Annotated in this window: 17 protein-coding genes; 9 read left to right on the top strand and 8 right to left on the bottom strand. The window is 71.3% G+C overall.

Annotation, left to right across the window (positions count from 1 at the left end; translation table 11 throughout):
• Window positions 1-132: 132 nt before the first annotated feature.
• The 8 genes from AB8735_RS01815 to AB8735_RS01780 are packed head-to-tail and all read right to left on the bottom strand — an operon-like array spanning window position 133 to window position 6,020.
• Entirely contained in the window at window positions 133-1,806 is a 1,674-nt protein-coding gene (locus AB8735_RS01815) for an FAD-dependent oxidoreductase (RefSeq protein ID WP_372404697.1), read from the bottom strand.
• Window positions 1,803-2,102, bottom strand: a complete 300-nt coding sequence (locus AB8735_RS01810) for a UBP-type zinc finger domain-containing protein (RefSeq protein WP_372404694.1) — start codon at window positions 2,100-2,102, stop codon at window positions 1,803-1,805. Before AB8735_RS01810 ends, AB8735_RS01815 begins: the two co-directional genes overlap by 4 nt.
• A gap of 16 nt (window positions 2,103-2,118) precedes the next feature.
• Window positions 2,119-3,021 (bottom strand): alpha/beta hydrolase, encoded by a 903-nt coding sequence (locus tag AB8735_RS01805; protein WP_372404692.1) that lies wholly within the window; start codon window positions 3,019-3,021, stop codon window positions 2,119-2,121.
• Window positions 3,018-3,452 (bottom strand): nuclear transport factor 2 family protein, encoded by a 435-nt coding sequence (locus AB8735_RS01800; RefSeq protein WP_372404689.1) that lies wholly within the window; start codon window positions 3,450-3,452, stop codon window positions 3,018-3,020. The genes AB8735_RS01805 and AB8735_RS01800 overlap by 4 nt, the downstream gene beginning before the upstream one ends.
• Window positions 3,449-3,922: a nuclear transport factor 2 family protein gene (locus AB8735_RS01795; RefSeq protein WP_372404687.1), complete on the bottom strand. Its 474-nt coding sequence runs from the start codon at window positions 3,920-3,922 to the stop codon at window positions 3,449-3,451. Before AB8735_RS01795 ends, AB8735_RS01800 begins: the two co-directional genes overlap by 4 nt.
• Entirely contained in the window at window positions 3,919-4,611 is a 693-nt protein-coding gene (locus AB8735_RS01790) for an EthD family reductase (protein ID WP_372404685.1), read from the bottom strand. Before AB8735_RS01790 ends, AB8735_RS01795 begins: the two co-directional genes overlap by 4 nt.
• Before the next feature lie 18 nt (window positions 4,612-4,629).
• On the bottom strand, window positions 4,630-4,938 hold the full coding sequence (locus tag AB8735_RS01785; RefSeq protein ID WP_372404683.1) for a muconolactone Delta-isomerase: 309 nt from the start codon (window positions 4,936-4,938) through the stop codon (window positions 4,630-4,632).
• A gap of 17 nt (window positions 4,939-4,955) precedes the next feature.
• A complete protein-coding gene (locus tag AB8735_RS01780) occupies window positions 4,956-6,020 on the bottom strand; it encodes an ankyrin repeat domain-containing protein (protein WP_372404681.1) in 1,065 nt (354 codons plus the stop codon).
• Between the two features lie 223 nt (window positions 6,021-6,243).
• Between AB8735_RS01780 and AB8735_RS01775 the strand changes: the two genes are divergently transcribed.
• From AB8735_RS01775 to glgX, 9 genes are read left to right on the top strand one after another with little or no spacing between them, the layout of a single operon-like run.
• A complete protein-coding gene (locus AB8735_RS01775) occupies window positions 6,244-7,065 on the top strand; it encodes a type 1 glutamine amidotransferase domain-containing protein (RefSeq protein ID WP_372404678.1) in 822 nt (273 codons plus the stop codon).
• Window positions 7,066-7,100: 35 nt separating this feature from the next.
• A complete protein-coding gene (locus tag AB8735_RS01770) occupies window positions 7,101-8,738 on the top strand; it encodes a thiamine pyrophosphate-binding protein (protein WP_372404676.1) in 1,638 nt (545 codons plus the stop codon).
• Window positions 8,739-8,774: 36 nt separating this feature from the next.
• Complete coding sequence (locus AB8735_RS01765; protein ID WP_372404673.1) at window positions 8,775-9,221, top strand: nuclear transport factor 2 family protein; 447 nt, start codon at window positions 8,775-8,777, stop codon at window positions 9,219-9,221.
• A gap of 30 nt (window positions 9,222-9,251) precedes the next feature.
• On the top strand, window positions 9,252-9,626 hold the full coding sequence (locus AB8735_RS01760; protein WP_372404671.1) for a nuclear transport factor 2 family protein: 375 nt from the start codon (window positions 9,252-9,254) through the stop codon (window positions 9,624-9,626).
• A 7-nt stretch (window positions 9,627-9,633) separates the two neighbouring features.
• Complete coding sequence (locus AB8735_RS01755; protein ID WP_372404669.1) at window positions 9,634-11,181, top strand: GMC family oxidoreductase; 1,548 nt, start codon at window positions 9,634-9,636, stop codon at window positions 11,179-11,181.
• Entirely contained in the window at window positions 11,174-11,776 is a 603-nt protein-coding gene (locus AB8735_RS01750) for a DJ-1/PfpI family protein (RefSeq protein WP_372404667.1), read from the top strand. Before AB8735_RS01755 ends, AB8735_RS01750 begins: the two co-directional genes overlap by 8 nt.
• Complete coding sequence (locus AB8735_RS01745; RefSeq protein ID WP_372404665.1) at window positions 11,776-14,076, top strand: AGE family epimerase/isomerase; 2,301 nt, start codon at window positions 11,776-11,778, stop codon at window positions 14,074-14,076. The genes AB8735_RS01750 and AB8735_RS01745 overlap by 1 nt, the downstream gene beginning before the upstream one ends.
• Window positions 14,073-14,417 carry an STAS domain-containing protein gene (locus AB8735_RS01740; RefSeq protein ID WP_372404662.1) on the top strand — a complete coding sequence of 115 codons (345 nt, stop codon included), beginning with the start codon at window positions 14,073-14,075 and terminating at the stop codon, window positions 14,415-14,417. Before AB8735_RS01745 ends, AB8735_RS01740 begins: the two co-directional genes overlap by 4 nt.
• Entirely contained in the window at window positions 14,414-16,495 is a 2,082-nt protein-coding gene (glgX, locus tag AB8735_RS01735; protein ID WP_372404660.1) for a glycogen debranching protein GlgX, read from the top strand. Before AB8735_RS01740 ends, glgX begins: the two co-directional genes overlap by 4 nt.
• Window positions 16,496-16,506: the final 11 nt, after the last annotated feature.

Here is a 16,506-nt window from a genome sequence, read left to right as displayed (position 1 = left end):
TGAAATTCGACGCCGGACGGACGGCAACAGGCGAGTGGGCATGCCGGTCAGGGCCGGATCGAGCGGCTGGTATGCGACCATCGACAGCCGGCGACAGTGCAACGTGCCCTCCGCAACCGCGAGTTCCGGCTGTCAGCGGCCGCTCCCGGCCGCCGCGCGGTAGCGGTGCACGAGGGCGATGGCCATGGCCCCTTCGCCCACCCCCGAGGCCACGCGCTTGACCGAGCCGGCCCGCACGTCTCCGGCCGCGAACACACCGGGGACGCTCGTCTCGAGCGGGTACGGGTCCCGCTCCAGGGGCCAGACCGGGCCTCCGCCCGACCTCGGCAGGTCGGAGCCGGTCAGGACGAAGCCGTGCCCGTCGCACGCCACCACGTCGCACAGCCAGCCCGTGCGGGGCCGGGCACCGATGAAGGTGAAGACGAACCGTGCCGGTTCCTCGGTCCGCGTCCCGGCCGCGTCGTCCGCCAGCGTGACGCGCTCCAGGTGCCGGTCGCCGTCCAGCGCGAGGACCCGGGTGCGCAGCCGTACCTCGATGCTGGGCGTCCGGCGTATCTCGTCGACCAGGTAGCGGGACATGCCCGCCTCCAGGGATCCCGCGCGGACGAGAACGGTCACCCGGGCCGCGTACCGGGCGAAGTGCACCGCCGCCTGGCCGGCCGAGTTGGCTCCGCCGACGATGAACACATGGTGGGAGACGCACGAACTGCTCTCGGCCGTCGCGGCGCCGTAATACAGGCCCTGGCCCTCGAAACGCTCGGCTCCGGGCACGTTCAGGCGGTTGTACGTCACCCCGGCGGCCAGAAGGATCGTTTCGGCGCCGATCTCGGCCCCGTCCGCCAGGGTGAGGATCCGGGCGGGGCCGGCCGCCCGCAGGTCCACCGCCTCCACGGGGTGCAGCAACTCCGCGCCGAAGCGGCCGGCTTGGGCGACCGCCCGCCGGGCGAGGTCCCCGCCGGACAGGCCGGCGGGGAACCCCAGGTAGTTCTCGATGAGGCTGGAGGTGCCCGCCTGGCCGCCGGGCGCGCGGGCGTCCACCAGGAGCGTGGAGAGCCCCTCCGACGCGGCGTAGACGCCCGCGGCGAGTCCCGCCGGGCCGGCGCCGACGATGACGGTGTCGTAGTGCGGCCGGGAGGCCGTGGTCGGGAGCCCGAGCCGGCCGGCGAGCTCGGCGTCCGACGGAGCCGTGAGTACTTCCCCGCCCGGGAAGACCACGACCGGCAGCCGCGCGTCGGGCCGGCGCTCCGCCAGCCGCCGGGCCCCGGCATCGGTCGCCACGTCGCGGAAGCGGAACGGCTGCCCGTTGCGGGTGAGGAAGTCACGCACGGCGTGCGTGGCGGCGGACACGGCGTGACCGGCCACCACGATGCCGGGACAGGCCGGGCGGTGGGTGGCCAGCCAGTCGGAGAGCAGGTCGTCCAGCACCGGGAGGAGCCGCTCCGCCGGCGGGTCCCAGGGCTTCATCAGGTAGTAGTGGAGCCGCACCGTGTTGATCGCGGTGATGGCGGCGTCGGTCTCGGCGTAAGCGGTCAGCAGCACCCGGCGGGCGTCCGGGAAGCGGCTCACCGCCTCCCGGAGGAATTCGACCCCGGTCATGCCGGGCATGCGCTGGTCGACGAGGAACAGGGCCGGGTCGTGGCCCCGTTCCTCCAGGGTGTCCAGGACCCGCAGGGCCTCCGCGGCGGAGGAGGCGCCCAGGATCCGGTAGCGGTCGGCGTAGGCGTCGCGGAGGTCGCGGCGCACCGCCCGCAGCACCTGCGGGTCGTCGTCCACGGCGAGGACGACGGGCTTGGCCGGCTCCGTCACCGGGGTGTCCCCTCGCCGGATCCGGCCGGGCCGGTGAGGTCGAGGAAGGCACGGTCGGGGAAGCACCAGCCCCAGCTCTCCTCCGGCTCGTGCGAGACGACGACGGGGTGACCGGTGGCCCGAAAATGCCGGGCGGCGTGCCGGCCGGGGGAGGAGTCGCAGCAACCGACGTGCCCGCAGGACAGGCATCGGCGCAGGTGGACCCAGGTGTCGCCGGCCGGGGCGCACTCGGTGCACTCCGCCGGTCCGGCGGCGGCCACGGGGGTGATCCGTTCGAGGTGGGAGCAGGCGGGCATGGATGCCTCCGGTCGGTCAGGCCAGTGCCTCCGTGAAGTGCCGGGCGGCGATTCCGGCGGCTTCGGCCACCGTGGCGTCCCGGTCGTAGAAGTCGAACTGGGTGCCCTCGGTCCAGACGAGCCGCTTCGACCCGCCGAGGGCCGCGTGGAACCTCTCCGCCCCTTGTGGCAAGGCCCCGTCCCGGCTGTGCACCATCACCGTCGGCGCGGCGATGCGCGGGGCCGACGGGTGCGGGTCGAAGGCGAGCCACTCCGGCCAGGACATCACCGCGAAGCGGTTCTCCCAGGCGGGTACGGCCCCGCGCTTCTCGTCCAGGTAGTAGTCGAAGGGGCCGTGCATGGCGGCCTCGGGGTCCGTGACGCTGACCGCGGGGACGTACCGCATGGCCTCGCCGCGCTCGTAGCGCTCCCGCGCGTCCCGGCCCGCTTCCGCCCGCCGCCGGACGCCCTCCTCGCCTCCGTAGATCTCACGCACGAGGCCGGCGTCGTGGAGCCACGGCGCGACCAGGGCCAGCGCGCGCACCCGTGGATCGTCCGCCGCGTTGACGGCGGTGTAGCCGGCGCCGGCGCAGATCCCCAGGGCTCCGACCCGGCCGGGTGCCACCCGGTCGTGCCGGGCGAGGAAGGTGACCGCGCTGTGGATGTCATGGATCTTCCGTGCCGGGGACTCCAGTTGGCGGGGATGCCCCCCGGACTCCCCGAAGCCCGTGAAGTCGAAGGCCAGCGCGAGGAGGCCCGCCTCGGCCAGACGCCGGGCGTACACCGCCGCCATCTGCTCCTTGACGGTCGTCCACGACCCGCTCACCACCACCGCGGGCCACGGTCCCCGGCCCGCAGGCCGGTGGAGGGCGCCGACGAGCACCTGCCCGGCGCTGTGGAAGGTGACGCGCTCGGCCCGCACCGGGGCAGGCCCGGTCATGCCCTGCCTCCCGCGAGCGCACGGAGGATCCGCGACGGGTCGGTGAAGGACTGCCAGTGGACGATCTTCCCGTCGCGCACGGTGAGCCACTGCACGAACTCGATCTCGAAGAGCCGCCCCGTCCGCCGGACCACGGACTCCTCGCGGAGCACGGCCATCGCCTGGTCGTCCTCGACGACGAGCTCGACGACCTCCTCGCTCTGGACGTCCACCTGGCCGAGGAAGACCTTGAAGCTCTCCATGACCTCCTTCCGCCCGTGGAGCGTGCCGATCCACGGCATGCGGTCGTTGTAGCCGGGCACGGGCGTGAAGTTGACCCACACGACGTCCTCGGCGAGATACGTCATCGCCCGGTCGAGGTCTCCGCCGGTGAGGGCCGCGAACCAGCCGGTGGCGGTCTCGCGGGTGGTGGGGGTCTTCCCGTCGGTCATCGTGCGCCCCTTTCCATGATCTTGCGGTTGCCGTGGGCCCAGTCCGTCGTCATCGTCAGTCCGTTGATCCGCCACCCGACGGGGGTGCGCCGCAGCGCGAAGCGGTAGTGCCCGCCGAGGGTCCACAGCGGGCCGCCGTGCTCGTTGGGCAGAAGGTGGGTGGCCTGGAAGTCGGCCGTGGCCACCGCCGCGTCCCCGATCACGCGCACCAGGATGTTGGTGAGCAGGTGCTGGGTGGAGGTGAGCCCGGACAGCAGGTCCCGCCAGGACCCGATCAGCCGCTCCGCCTCCATCTCCGTCCGTTCCCCGCCGTCGAGGCTGGTGTAGTCGACCAGGACGCGGTCGGCGAAGACGGCGCTGCGCAGCAGGTCCCACTCGCGTTTGTCGGTGTGCCAGCACATGCGCGTGCACACGTCCGTGATGTCGAGGCGGTCCCGGACCGGGGAGCCGCCCCTCGCCGGGGCGGTCATCGTGCCGCTTCCCGGCCGGTGATCCAGTGCTCCTCCAGCAGGAGGGTGTGGAGGTACCGCGGCTCCGTGAACCGGCCGAGGTCGTCGAGCATGCCCCGGAACTCCGGTGTGTCGCGCGCCGCCTCGAAGGCGTCGGCGTCGTCGAACCACAGCTGGCAGGCCCCGTCCAGCACGGCCTCGCCCACGCCGTAGAAGGCGTCACGCGTGTGGTTCTGCGCGTACGCCCGCAGGCCGGGGATCTTCTCGGCCAGTCGGGCGTGCCGGCCCAGGAGCCGCTCGCGGAACCGCTCCAGCGTCAGTCCCTCGCGGCGCTTGGCCAGGATGAGCAGCTTGGTCGCCGGGGTGTCCGCACCGGCCGCGGAGAGCATCGGGTGCGCGTCGGTGTCCAGGACGACCGTGCGCCAGAAGGCCGCCCAGCGGGGCTCGTCCCGGCGCGCGCCCTCCAGGAACTCGGGGCTCTGCAGGGAGGCGAGCTGCTCCTCCTCGTTCTCCAGCCAGATCTCGGCCACCCCGCTCCACAGCGGGTCCGGCTCGTCGCCGGGCCGGGGGACGCGGGTGCTGACGCAGTACCGCTTGATCTGCGGAATGCGGACGGCGTAGCGGACCGCGTGCTCCTCGACCCAGTACCGCTGGAACTCCTCCTCGGACATGCCCGGTTTGGGCCGGGCCAGAATGATCTGGTGGATCATGTCGGTCTCCCTCGGTGCTCAGACCCGGTAACGGGCGTTGACGTCGTTCGCGAAGCCGGCGTAGTCGCGCAGCGGCCAGACGACCTCGAAGTCCAGGTACTCGCGCATGGGCAATCGCCCGAGCGCCGTGCGGTCGAGCTCCTCGGCCGTCGGGCAGTCCACGACGGCGATGACCCGCTTCTGCGCGGCGACCTTCCAAATGCCTACGACCATGCCGGAGTCGATGGTCTCCTGGGCGTGGACCGTCTCCTGCGCCTCGATCTCCCAGAGTTCGTCGAGGGAGACGCGTCCCTCGTGGTTCCATCTCATCTGCACGTAGAAGAGCAACGGTCCCTCCTGGGCGGTCAGTTGGATCGGACAGCGGTGCCGGGCGTGGCGCCGGCGAGGGCCCGGGCGAGCGGGTGGTCGGCGCCGAGGTCCTCCCGGGCGATGTCGGCGGCCCGCTTGCCGTCGTGCCCCGCGAGGTCCAGCCGCGCGCCGGCGTCGATCAGGATCCGGGCGCACTCCTCGTAGCCGTGCCAGAGGGCGTCGTGCAGGGGCGTGTAGCCATTGGTGATGCCCTGGAAGTCCAGGTCGATGCCCGGGGTGATGGCGAGCAGGGCGGTGATGCCGGTGTGCCCGTTGTAGACCGCCTTGTGCAGCGGGACGGCGCCGAAGACCGGCTCGACGGCGTTGACGTCGGCGCCCGCGGCGATCAGTTCGCGGGCGATCTCCTCATGCCCGTCGCGGCAGGCCACCAGCAGGGGGGTGTGCCCGTCGTTGAAGCCGTTGAGCAGGGGAAACCGTTCGTCCACCTCGGCGCCCTCCGCGAGCTGCTGTCGTACTGCCCCGAGGTCGCCGGCGACGACCGCGCCCATCAGCTTGTGCGCCTCCGCCGCCGCGTTGTCGGTCTCGGTGCGCGAGGTCAACAGCCGTTCGGCGTCCAGGAGCCGGTCCTTTCCCCGGGTGTTCACGTTCAGCTCGTACGCGAAGTGCTCGCGCATCGAGAAGCCGTAGTGCGTGGACAGGTTCAGGCCGGCTCCGTGGTCCAGGAGTACGGCCACCACCTCCGGCCACTTGTACCAGAGGGCGTCCATGAGGGGGGTGTGACCTGTGGTGGGCGTCACCGCGTCCACGAACGCACCCGCGTCGAGCAGGATGCGCACGGTCTCCCCGTCGCCTCCCTGGACCGCCTTGTGCAGTGCGGTCCCGCCGCCCCGGGAGTCCGCCGTGTACACATCCGCCCCGGCGTCCAGCAGCAGCCGGACCATGGCGGCGTTCCCCCGGCCGGCGGCGATCATCAGGGCGGTGAGCCCGCTGGCCGGGTCGCGCGGATCCACGTCGGCGCCGAGGGTGAGGAATCCCGAGACGCTTTCCGTGTCCCCTTTGTGCACAGCCCTGATGAATTCTTCGTGCAGGGTAGTTGCCATTGCGTCCGCCGCCTTCTTCGATGGGTGATCCGGCGACCGGACATTAGCCGCGGCCCGGCAGCGGCATGCGGTGACCTCACAAAGTCTCGGCGGCTACCGGGGAGTCTTGATGCCGCCTTGTCGCCGCCGCGCCGACCTCACAAACTTCTGCCGCCCTCCTTTGACAGCGCGCAGCCCGCTGTCCCACTGTCGCTCTCATGGACCGACGGCAGGGAGGCGGAAAGTGACCCACATTCTGGTTGTTCTGTCCGAATACGGATACTGGGCCGAGGAACTGGTCGGCCCGCTGAGCGAGTTCGACAAACGCGGCTACCATGTCACCTTCGCCACGCCCCGGGGGAAGAGGCCCCATGCCCTTCCGCCGAGCCTCGACGTGGAATACGTCGACCCGCCGCTGGGCCGCCCGGTCACCACCGCCGAAGTGGCTGTTCTCGGACGGGCGGTGGAGGAGGACGGCCGGCTCGACGACCCGCTGGACCTGTCCTCCCTGATTCCGCGGCGCCCCTACACCAGCGCGCCCCGATACCTGCGCGAACTGGAGGATTACCACAGCGCCTTGGGGCAACTCGACTCCGGCATCGGGGAGTACGACGCCCTGCTCATCGTCGGCGGCAGCGGCCCCATCGTCGACCTGGCCAACAACGAGCGGGTCCACGACCTGATCCTCGCCTTCGTCCGGGCCGGCAAGCCGGTCGGCGCCGAGTGCTACGGCGTCGCGTGCCTGGCCTTCGCCAGGGACTGGGACGACCGCAGGAGCATCATCCGGGGCAAGCACGTCACGGGCCACTGCAAGGAGTACGACTACCAGGACGGCACCGGGTTCCTCGGCACCGACTTCGTGATGGGGCCGCCCCCGTACCCGCTGGAGTACATCCTGCGCGACGCGACGGGCCCTGACGGTGCATTCCACGGCAATTTCGGGAAGCCGCTCTCGGTGGTCGTCGACTTCCCCTTCATCACGGCGCGGTCCACGCCCGATTCCTTCCTGGCCGGCCGGAAAATGGCCGAGGTGCTGGAGAACGGGCTCACCAGGTACGGCTGGTGAACGAAATGCCGCGGAATCTCGCACAGGGGGAGAAAGTGGCGGGCAGGACAGGAAGCGCCAAACTCATCGAGCAGTTCAAGGCCGACGGCCTGGACGTCATGTTCGGAAATCCCGGCACCGTGGAACAGGGTTTTCTCGACGCCGCGGACCAGGCACCGGGATTCCGGTACGTCCTGACGCTTCAGGAGACGGTGGCGGCGGGCATGGCCGACGGCTACGCCCGTGCCACGGGCAGGGCCGCGCTGCTGCAGTTGCACGCCGGTGTCGGCCTGGGCAACGCGGTCGGCATGCTCTACCAGTCGAAGCGCGGTCACACTCCGCTGGTCGCCGTCGCCGGGGACGCCGGGGTCCGTTACGACGCGATGGACGGCCAGATGGCCGCCGACCTCGTCGCCATGGCGCGGCCGGTGACCAAGTACGCGACCCGGGTGACCGATCCCCGCTCGGTCCTGCGCGTGGTGCGCCGGGCGGTGAAGATCGCCATGACGCCACCGCGCGGACCGGTGTTCGTGGCCCTGCCCATGGACGTGCTCGACGAGCCGAACGACGAGCCCGTGGTGCCCTCCGCCGTGCCGGTGACCCTGTCCGTGCCGTCACCCGAGACGGTCTCCCGCGCGGCGCAGCTGCTGGAGGGCGCACGCCGGCCCCTGGTCCTGGCGGGCGACGGTGTCGCGTTGGCCGGGGCGCAGGCGGAACTGACGAGGGTGGCGGAACTCCTCGGCGCGGATGTCTGGTCGGTGGACTCCTCCGAAGTCAACATGCCGGCCTCGCACCCGCTCTCCCGCGGGCAGCTGGGCCACATGTTCGGTGACCACAGTGCCTCGCGGATCGCGGAGGCGGACGCCGTGCTGATCGTGGGCACCTATGTGTTCCCCGAGGTCTTCCCGCGGCTCACCAGCCCGTACCGGCCGGACGCACGGATCGTCCACATCGACCTGGACGCCTACGAGATCGCCAAGAACTTCCCCGTCGACCTCGGCATCGTCGCGGACCCGAGGCCCACCCTCGCGGCACTCGCGGACCGCCTCGAACGGCGTCTTCCCGCCTGGCAGCGGAAGGAGGCCGAGGAGCGGCTGACGGCCGCCCGCGAGGACCGCGAGCGTGCTGGCCGCGAGGCGGAACCGGACGATTCGGCGCTCGGCCGCCTCCTGCGGGAGCTGGCCCGCCGGACGGGGGGCGACATGGTCGTCTTCGACGAGGCGCTCACCGCCTCGCCCGCCGTGGTGCGGCACCTCCCGCCCGACCGGCCCGGTGACTACTTCCTCACCCGTGGCGGCTCCCTCGGGGTGGGCATCCCCGGCGCGGTGGGAGCGAAACTGGCCTGTCCCGACCGGACCGTCGTCGGCTTCACCGGCGACGGCGGCGCGATGTACACCTTCCAGGCGCTGTGGACGGCCGCCCGGCATTCCGTCGCCGCGAAGTTCGTCATCTGCAACAACCGCAGGTACCGGCTGCTCGACGACAACATCGCCCAGTACTGGAAGGAGCGGGACATCCCCCCGCACGCCTTCCCGTCCTCCTTCGACCTCTCCCGGCCCGACATCCGCTTCGCCGACCTCGCCCGCGCCCTGGGCGCCGACGGCGTCCGGGTGGAGAAACCCGAACAGGCCGCCGGCGCCGTCGAGCGCATGCTCGCCGCCGAGGGTCCCTTCCTGGTCGACGTACAGGTCTGAGCACCGCCCCGGCTCGATCCACCCGAGGAGCCCGCCATGCCGGAAGCCCCCATGCCCCTCTCCGAGACGGCCGTCCGCGACTTCGCCGGACAGTGGTACGCCGCGCTGGACCGGCACGTTGCCCTGGAGGAGATGATGCGGTTCGTGGCTGCCGAGGGCTTCGAGATGAGCTTCCCCCAGGGCACCTTCCGGGGACGTCCCGGATTCACCGAGTGGTACCGGACGGTCTGCCACCGGTTCTTCGACGAGGAGCACACGCTCACCGACCTGCGGGCCGAGGTGAACGGCACCGTGGCGCGGGTCCGCGTCCGGGTCAACTGGCAGGCCAGGACGTGGACCCCGCCGGCCGCCCGCAGCGAGTGGCTGGGCTTCGACGCCGCCCAGACCTGGGTCGTCGAGCAGGGTGCGCGGGATCCGGCACCGGTGATCAGGACCTATGTCTGCGAGGCGCTGGAGCCGATGCCGGGCTCGGCCGTGCTCTGAACCGGCCGTCCCCGGCGAAAGGAGAACGGCATGATCGTGCGCGACCTGCTCACCGACTACTACCGCTACGCCAACCAGGGCGACTGGGACCGCTGGTGCGGCCTCTTCGCCCCCGGCGCGGTGGTCGACGAGCAACTGGCGGGCCGCATCGAGGGGCGCGACGGTCTGCGCGCGCTCACGGCGGACCTGGGGCGTGCCTACACCTCCTTCGCGAACGTCCCCCGGCACGTCCTGGTGGACGGCGGACAGGCGGCGGTCGTCTCCCGCGTCACCGCCCGCGGCGCCCTCGGCGACCTGGTCGAGGCGGACGTGGCGAACTACTTCCGCATCGAGGGCGGGCGCATCGCCTACCTGGCCAACTTCCACGACACAGCCCCTTTCCGGGGCGACTCCCGGCGCCGGTGAGGACGCCATGAGGGAGGAGTTCGACTACATCGTCGTCGGCGGCGGCACGGCGGGCTGCGTGCTGGCCAACCGGCTCACCGAGGATCCCGGCGTGAGCGTTCTGGTCCTGGAGGCCGGCAGCGGGTGCGTCCCGCCGTCCGTCGACGACCCCACCGCCTGGCGGTCGCTGCTCGGCAGCCGGGCCGACTGGAAGTACCGCAGCATTCCTCAGCCGGGACTGGGCGGCAGGGTGACCCGGGAGCCGAGGGGGCGCGGGCCCGGCGGGAGCAGCAACCTCCACCTGATGATGAACGTCCGCGGTCACCCCTCGGACTACGACGGATGGGCCCGCCAGGGCGCTTCCGGCTGGTCGTACCGGGACGTCGCCCCGTACTTCGACCGGCTGGCGACCCGGCCCGGGGCCGACGCCGGGACGCACGACCCGCACCCCGCATCCGAGGCGTTCCTGGAGGCATGTGCCGAGCTGGGCTTCGCCCGGGCCGGGGACTTCGGCGCGGGTACGGCGTCCGGGGCGGGATGGCACCGGCTGGACATCGCGGACGGCCGCCGCCGGGGAGCCCTCGCGGCCTACCTGGAGCCCGCCCTGCACCGTCCCAACCTCACCCTGCGCTGCGACGCCCAGGTCACCTCCCTCGTCGTCCTCGAAGGAACCTGCGCGGGCGTGGAGTACCTCCAGCGGCCGCAGCCGAACGGGGTCACCGGGCGGGCCGTGCACGACAGCCGCCGCGAACCGCGGCGGCCGGGACTGCGGCAGGCCTGCGCGTCGCGCGAGGTGATCCTGGCCGGGGGTGCCGTCGAATCCCCGAAACTGCTGATGCTCTCCGGCATCGGGGACCCCGGCCACCTGCGCCGGGTCGGCGTACCGGTCGTCGCCGAACTGCCCGGTGTCGGCGAGAACTTCCACAACCACGTGCTCACCGGTGTCATGACCGAGTCCCGCACCTCCGTGCGGGAACCCCGGCAGAACGGCTCCGAGAGCGTCCTGTTCACCGCCTCCGCCCCCGGACTGTCCGCCCCCGACCTTCAACTCGCCTTCGTCCACCTGCCGTTCGACCCCGCAGTCGCCGACGGGCACCCCGACACCGTCAGCATCCTGCCCGGCGTGATAAGCCCCGCCTCGCGCGGCCGCATCAGGCTCGCGCACGCCGACCCGCTGGCCAGGCCCCTGATCCACCCCAACTACCTCGGGGACCGCGGCGACCTGGAACGCCTGGTGCAGGGTGTCCGCCTGGCCAAGGAGATCATCGCGACCTCGGCCTTCTCCCCCTGGAACAAGCAGGAGCTCCGGCCGGGACCGGCGGTCACCTCCGACGCCGCCCTGCGCGCCTTCGTCCGGCGCACCGCCGACAGCTACCACCACCACGCCGGCTCCTGCCGGATGGGCACGGACGGCACGTCGGTCGTGGACCCCGCGCTGCGTGTCCACGGCATCAAGGGCCTGCGGGTCGCCGACGCGAGCGTGATGCCCACCCTGCCCTCGGGCAACTGCCACAGCGCCGTGCTCATGATCGCCGAGCGGGCGGCGGACCTCGTCAAAGGAGACGCCCGTGTCTGACGCAGTCGTCAGGGAGGGCCCGCTCAGCGGCACACGGATCGCGGTCCTGATGGAAAGCGACTTCTACGAGCCCGAGATCTTCTACTACGGCCACCGCTTCGCCGAGGAGGGAGCCCGTACCGACTTCCTGACGCGGCTGTGGGGCCAGGGCGAACTGACCTTCACCGGGCACGAGTACCGGGCTCCCTTCACGGTGCGCCGCAGTCTGGAACACCTCACCGACGCGGCACTGCGCGAGTACGCCGCCCTCGTCGTGCCCTCCGGCATGGTGGCCGACCGGCTGCGCTACAGCGAGGACGTCACCCGCCCCGCGCCCGCCACCGACCTGCTGCGCCGGGCCTTCGCCGAGCCGGGCACGGTCAAGGGGATCGTCTGCCACGGACTGTGGCTCGCCTCCGCCGTCCCCGAGGTGGTCCGCGGCCGCAAGGTCGTCTGTCACAACAACCTGGTGGGCGACGTGCGCAACATGGGCGCCGAGTACGTGGACCAGGACGTCGTCCTCGACGGGGACCTGCTCACCGCGCGCACCGGGGAACACCACCATCTCTTCGCGCGGGCGCTCGTCGACCTGCTCGTCGGGCGGAGGAACCGCTGATGCGCTGGTCGCACGTCGGCCTCAACTGCCGGGACCAGCAACGGACGGAGGAGTTCTACACCCACTGGTTCGGATTCCGCCGGGTCCGTGTGACGCCGACGGAGGAGGGACGGATCGTCTTCCTCCGCAATGGCGACGCCCTGCTCGAACTGTTCCCCGCCCACCCCGGGAAAACCGCCCCGCACACGACCGGGGACGGCCCGGCGGCCCCCGGCGCGGTGCGCCACCTCGCCTTCGCGACCGGCGACCTCGACGGGCTCCTCGCCGCCATGGGAGAGGCCGCCGACATCTCCCTCGGCCCCCTCGACTTCGGTGCCGTCCACCCCGGCTGGCGCGCCGTCTGGCTGCGCGACCCGGACGGGACCGTCGTCGAGGTCAACGAGGGCTACCAGGACCAGGGTCACGCCGGGGGCCTCGTCCCCCAGGGAAAGGACGCGTACACAGTGACCGACCCCATCGAGCCCAACGCCGTCCGCTTCACGTTCTCCGACACCGTCGCGGGCAGCGTCACGGCCTACGACCCGGAAACCCGCCTCCTGAGCCTGACGACCGCGGACGGCCGGCCCTTCGAGGTGTCCCTCGCCGGCGCACCCGCCGCCGAACTCCTGCGCAACCTGGAAGAGCCCTACGCCGACGCGGGCACCCGTCTCGAGGCGATGCTCGAACCCGGCCGCTTCCTCTTCGCGCACGTCGTCTTCTACCCCGGGCCGGACCGCACCACGGCCGAGGCCAAGCGGATCCTCCTCCCCGGCCGCCGTACCGGCACCTACCGGTTCGAGGAGCCCGACTGGTGGATCCGGCAGCTGGAGAGCATCGCAGGCTTCTACCGTCGCGCCCAGTTCGGCGACGGACCCGTGGACTTCACCAAGTACCGCACCCGGCTCAGGCTGGGCGGGGACAAGACCGCGAGCCACGTCCAGGAGACCGACACCATCTCCCGGCTCGTCTACGGCATGGCGACCGCCTTCATGCTCACCGGTGAGGACGCCTACCTGGAAGTGGCGGAGCGGGGCACCGAATACCTCCGGGAGCACATGCGCGTGGTCGACCCCGAGGAGGACGTCGTCTACTGGTACCACGGCCTGAGCATCGACGGGGACACCGAGAAGAAGCTGTTCACCTCGGAGTTCGCCGACGACTACGACGCCATCCCGATGTACGAGCAGATCTACGCGCTCGCCGGCCCCGTCCAGACCTACCGGGTCACCGCGGACCCGAGGATCAGGAGCGACGCCGACGCCACCCTGCGGCTGTTCGACAGGTTCTTTCTTGACCGCGAGCACGGCGGCTACTTCTCGCACATCGACCCGATCCTCCTGCGCGCCGACCACGATTCCCTCGGGCCCAACACGTCACGCAAGAACTGGAATTCGGTCGGCGACCACGCCCCGGCGTACCTCATCAACCTCTACCTGGCCACCGGCGACCAGCGTTACGCCCGGATGCTGGAGTACACCTTCGACACCATCGTGGAACGCTTTCCGGACCCCAAGGCCGGCCCCTTCGTCCAGGAACGCTTCCACCGCGACTGGTCACACGACACCGGCCACGGCTGGCAGCAGGACCGCGCCGTCGTCGGCCACAACCTCAAGATCGCCTGGAACCTGGCCCGGATGCGGTCGCTGCGGCCCAAGCCGGAGTACCTCGACACCGCCATCGGCATCGCGGAGACGATGCCCGCGGCCGGCAGCGACCGGCAACGCGGCGGCTGGTACGACGTGGTCGAACGGGTGCTGCGCAAGGGCGAGCAGTGGCACCGCTTCGCCTGGCACGACCGCAAGGCATGGTGGCAGCAGGAACAGGCCATCCTCGCCTACCTCATCCTGTACGGCACCACCGGCCGTGACGCCTTCCTGTGCGAAGCGCGCCGGGCGGAGGCCTTCTACAACGCCTTCTTCCTCGACCACGACGAGGGCGCCGTCTACTTCAACGTCCTCGCCGACGGCACGCCCTATCTCCTGGGCACCGAACGGCTCAAGGGCAGCCACTCGATGAGCATGTACCACTCCGCCGAGCTGTGCTACCTCGCCGCCGTCTACAACAACCTCCTCATCAACGGCCGTCCCCTCGACCTGTGGTTCCGGCCCGACCCGGCCGGCCTGCCGGACGGACTGCTGCGCGTCTCGCCCGACCTGCTTCCGCCCGGCGCGGTGCGCATCACCGAGGCGGATGTCGACGGGGCCCCCTACGGCGACTTCGACGCCGAAGGCCTCACCGTACGTCTCGCGCCGGCCGGCACCGGGCCGGTCAAGGTCAGGGTGCGCCTCGAACTGGCGCCACCCGCGGGGGAGCGGTCATGACGGTGGCGGTCCGGTCCATCGACCGGGACGGTGTGACGCTCGTGGAGCTGGAGGGCGAGATCACCAGCGCCACGTCGGCAGCACTGCAGCAGCGGATCCTTCCCCTGGTCGGCCACGGCCGCACCACCATCATCGACCTCAGCCGCGTCCCCTACATCTCCAGTGCGGGGCTGCGGACACTGCTCCTGGTGCACCGGCAGTCCTTGCGGAAAGGGTGCGGCGTCATCCTGACGGGACTCTCGGAGGAGGTCAGGTTCGTCATGGCCTCGACCGGATTCCTCAAGCTCTTCGACGTCCGGGGCTGTTCGCCGTCCCCCGGCCCCTGGAGGGAGGAACGATGACCACCGCCGGTCTCCCCGCGCGCATCGACGCCTATCCCACCCGCCGCATCGCCGGCTACGGAGTCCGGCCCGGCCGCCCGCTGCCCTTCGGCGCCACACCGGTACCCGGAGGCATCAACTTCTCGGTCCACTCCGGGCCCGCCACGCGGGCCTGGCTGGTCCTCTTCGCTCCCGGCGGCCGTGAGCCCCTGGCGGAGCTGGAGTTCCCCCAGGTCTTCCGCGTCGGCGGCGTCTTCGCCATGACCGTGTTCGGCCTCGACGAGGAGAACCTGGAGTACGGGTTCCGTGTGGACGGGCCCTTCGACCCCGCTCGCGGGGACCGGTTCGATGCCACGGCTGTCCTCACCGACCCGTACGCCCGGCTGATCTCCGGCCGTGACGTGTGGGGCGCCCCGCCGGACCGCGACCGCCCCTGCCCCCACCGATCCCGGCTCGTCCGCGACGACTTCGACTGGGAGGACGACGCGCCCCCGCGCATCCCCGACGAGGACCTCATCGTCTACGAGCTGCACGTCCGCGGCTTCACGCGCCACCCCTCCGCCGGGGTGTCGGCCCCGGGCACGTACGCCGGACTGCGGGAGAAAATCCCCTACTTGAAGGAACTGGGCGTCAACTGCGTGGAACTCATGCCCGTGTTCGAGTTCGACGAGCACGCCAACCCCCGCAGCGACCCCGCCACCGGCAGGCCCCTGTGCGACTACTGGGGTTACAGCACCGTCGGGTTCTTCGCCCCGAAGGCCGGTTACGCGGCTACCGGGCACCTGGGCATGCAGGCCGACGAGTTCAAGACGCTCGTGAAGGAGCTGCACGCGGCGGGCATCGAGATCGTCCTCGACGTCGTCTTCAACCACACGGCCGAGGGCAACGAGAACGGCCCGGTCATCTCCTTCCGGGGGCTGGACAACGCCACGTACTACATGCTGACGCCGGCCGGCGAGTACTACAACTTCAGTGGCACCGGCAACACCGTCAACTGCAACCACCCCGTGGTCCGCGGCTTCATCCTCGACTGCCTGCGCCACTGGGTCGCCGAGTACCACATCGACGGCTTCCGCTTCGACCTGGCGGCCATCCTCGACCGGGCCCCCGACGGCACACCGCTGGCCAATCCGCCCCTGCTGGAACAGCTCGCCCACGACCCAGTGCTGGGCCACTGCAAACTCATCGCCGAGGCCTGGGACGCGGCGGGCCTGTACGAGGTGGGGACTTTTCCCTCCTACGGGCGGTGGGCCGAGTGGAACGGCAAGTACCGCGACACCGTACGGCGGTTCCTCAAGGGGGACGCCGGAACCGTCGGCGAGCTCGCCACCCGCGTCGTGGGCTCACCCGACCTCTACACCGGGCGCGGCACCACCGCCTCCGTCAACTTCGTCACCGCGCACGACGGTTTCACCCTCCACGACCTCGTCTCCTACAACGACAAGCACAACGAGGCCAACGGGGAGGGCAACGCCGACGGGGCGAACGACAACCACAGCTGGAACTGCGGCGTCGAGGGCCCCACTGAAGATCCCGACATCCTGCGGCTGCGCATGCGGCAGATGAAGAACGCCATGGCGATCCTGCTCACGAGCCAGGGCGTGCCGATGCTGCTCGCGGGCGACGAACTGGCGCGCACCCAGCACGGCAACAACAACACCTACTGCCAGGACAACGAACTGTCCTGGACCGACTGGACGCTGCGCGGGACCCATGCCGAACTGCACCGCTTCGTCCGCCGGTTGATCGCCTTCCGCCGGGCCCACCCCGTGCTGCGCCGCCCCTGCCATCCCGGCGCCGAGGTCACCTGGCACGGAGTGCGGGCCGGGGAACCCGACTGGTCCGAGAGCGGCCGATTGCTGGCGGTGACGCGCTCGTCGGACGACGAGCAGATCTACGTGGCGATGAACACGCACTGGGAGTTCCACGACCTCGAACTGCCGTCGCCGCGGGAGGGTGGCGTCTGGCACCTGGTCGCCGACACCGCGGCCGAGCACCCCGACGACATCCGCGTACCGGGTGACGAACAGCCCCTGACCGTTCCGGGCCGGTACCGCATCGCACCACGCTCGACGGTGATCCTGATCGCCCGGAACTGAACACCCCCCGA

This window comes from Streptomyces luteireticuli (genome assembly GCF_041519305.1).
GTDB lineage: Bacteria > Actinomycetota > Actinomycetes > Streptomycetales > Streptomycetaceae > Streptomyces > Streptomyces luteireticuli.
Note: the sequence above shows the minus strand (reverse complement) of the source record. Positions and strands in the feature narration are given on the sequence as shown.

Excerpts from the sequence above, each read along its gene's own strand:
- AB8735_RS01810 (WP_372404694.1), bottom strand. The coding sequence starts at position 2,102 with ATGCCCGCCTGCTCCCACCTCGAACGGATCACCCCCGTGGCCGCCGCC.
- AB8735_RS01805 (WP_372404692.1), bottom strand. The coding sequence starts at position 3,021 with ATGACCGGGCCTGCCCCGGTGCGGGCCGAGCGCGTCACCTTCCACAGC.
- AB8735_RS01800 (WP_372404689.1), bottom strand. The coding sequence starts at position 3,452 with ATGACCGACGGGAAGACCCCCACCACCCGCGAGACCGCCACCGGCTGG.
- AB8735_RS01795 (WP_372404687.1), bottom strand. The coding sequence starts at position 3,922 with ATGACCGCCCCGGCGAGGGGCGGCTCCCCGGTCCGGGACCGCCTCGAC.
- AB8735_RS01790 (WP_372404685.1), bottom strand. The coding sequence starts at position 4,611 with ATGATCCACCAGATCATTCTGGCCCGGCCCAAACCGGGCATGTCCGAG.
- AB8735_RS01780 (WP_372404681.1), bottom strand. The coding sequence starts at position 6,020 with ATGGCAACTACCCTGCACGAAGAATTCATCAGGGCTGTGCACAAAGGG.
- AB8735_RS01765 (WP_372404673.1), top strand. The coding sequence starts at position 8,775 with ATGCCGGAAGCCCCCATGCCCCTCTCCGAGACGGCCGTCCGCGACTTC.
- AB8735_RS01760 (WP_372404671.1), top strand. The coding sequence starts at position 9,252 with ATGATCGTGCGCGACCTGCTCACCGACTACTACCGCTACGCCAACCAG.
- AB8735_RS01755 (WP_372404669.1), top strand. The coding sequence starts at position 9,634 with ATGAGGGAGGAGTTCGACTACATCGTCGTCGGCGGCGGCACGGCGGGC.
- AB8735_RS01745 (WP_372404665.1), top strand. The coding sequence starts at position 11,776 with ATGCGCTGGTCGCACGTCGGCCTCAACTGCCGGGACCAGCAACGGACG.
- AB8735_RS01740 (WP_372404662.1), top strand. The coding sequence starts at position 14,073 with ATGACGGTGGCGGTCCGGTCCATCGACCGGGACGGTGTGACGCTCGTG.
- glgX (WP_372404660.1), top strand. The coding sequence starts at position 14,414 with ATGACCACCGCCGGTCTCCCCGCGCGCATCGACGCCTATCCCACCCGC.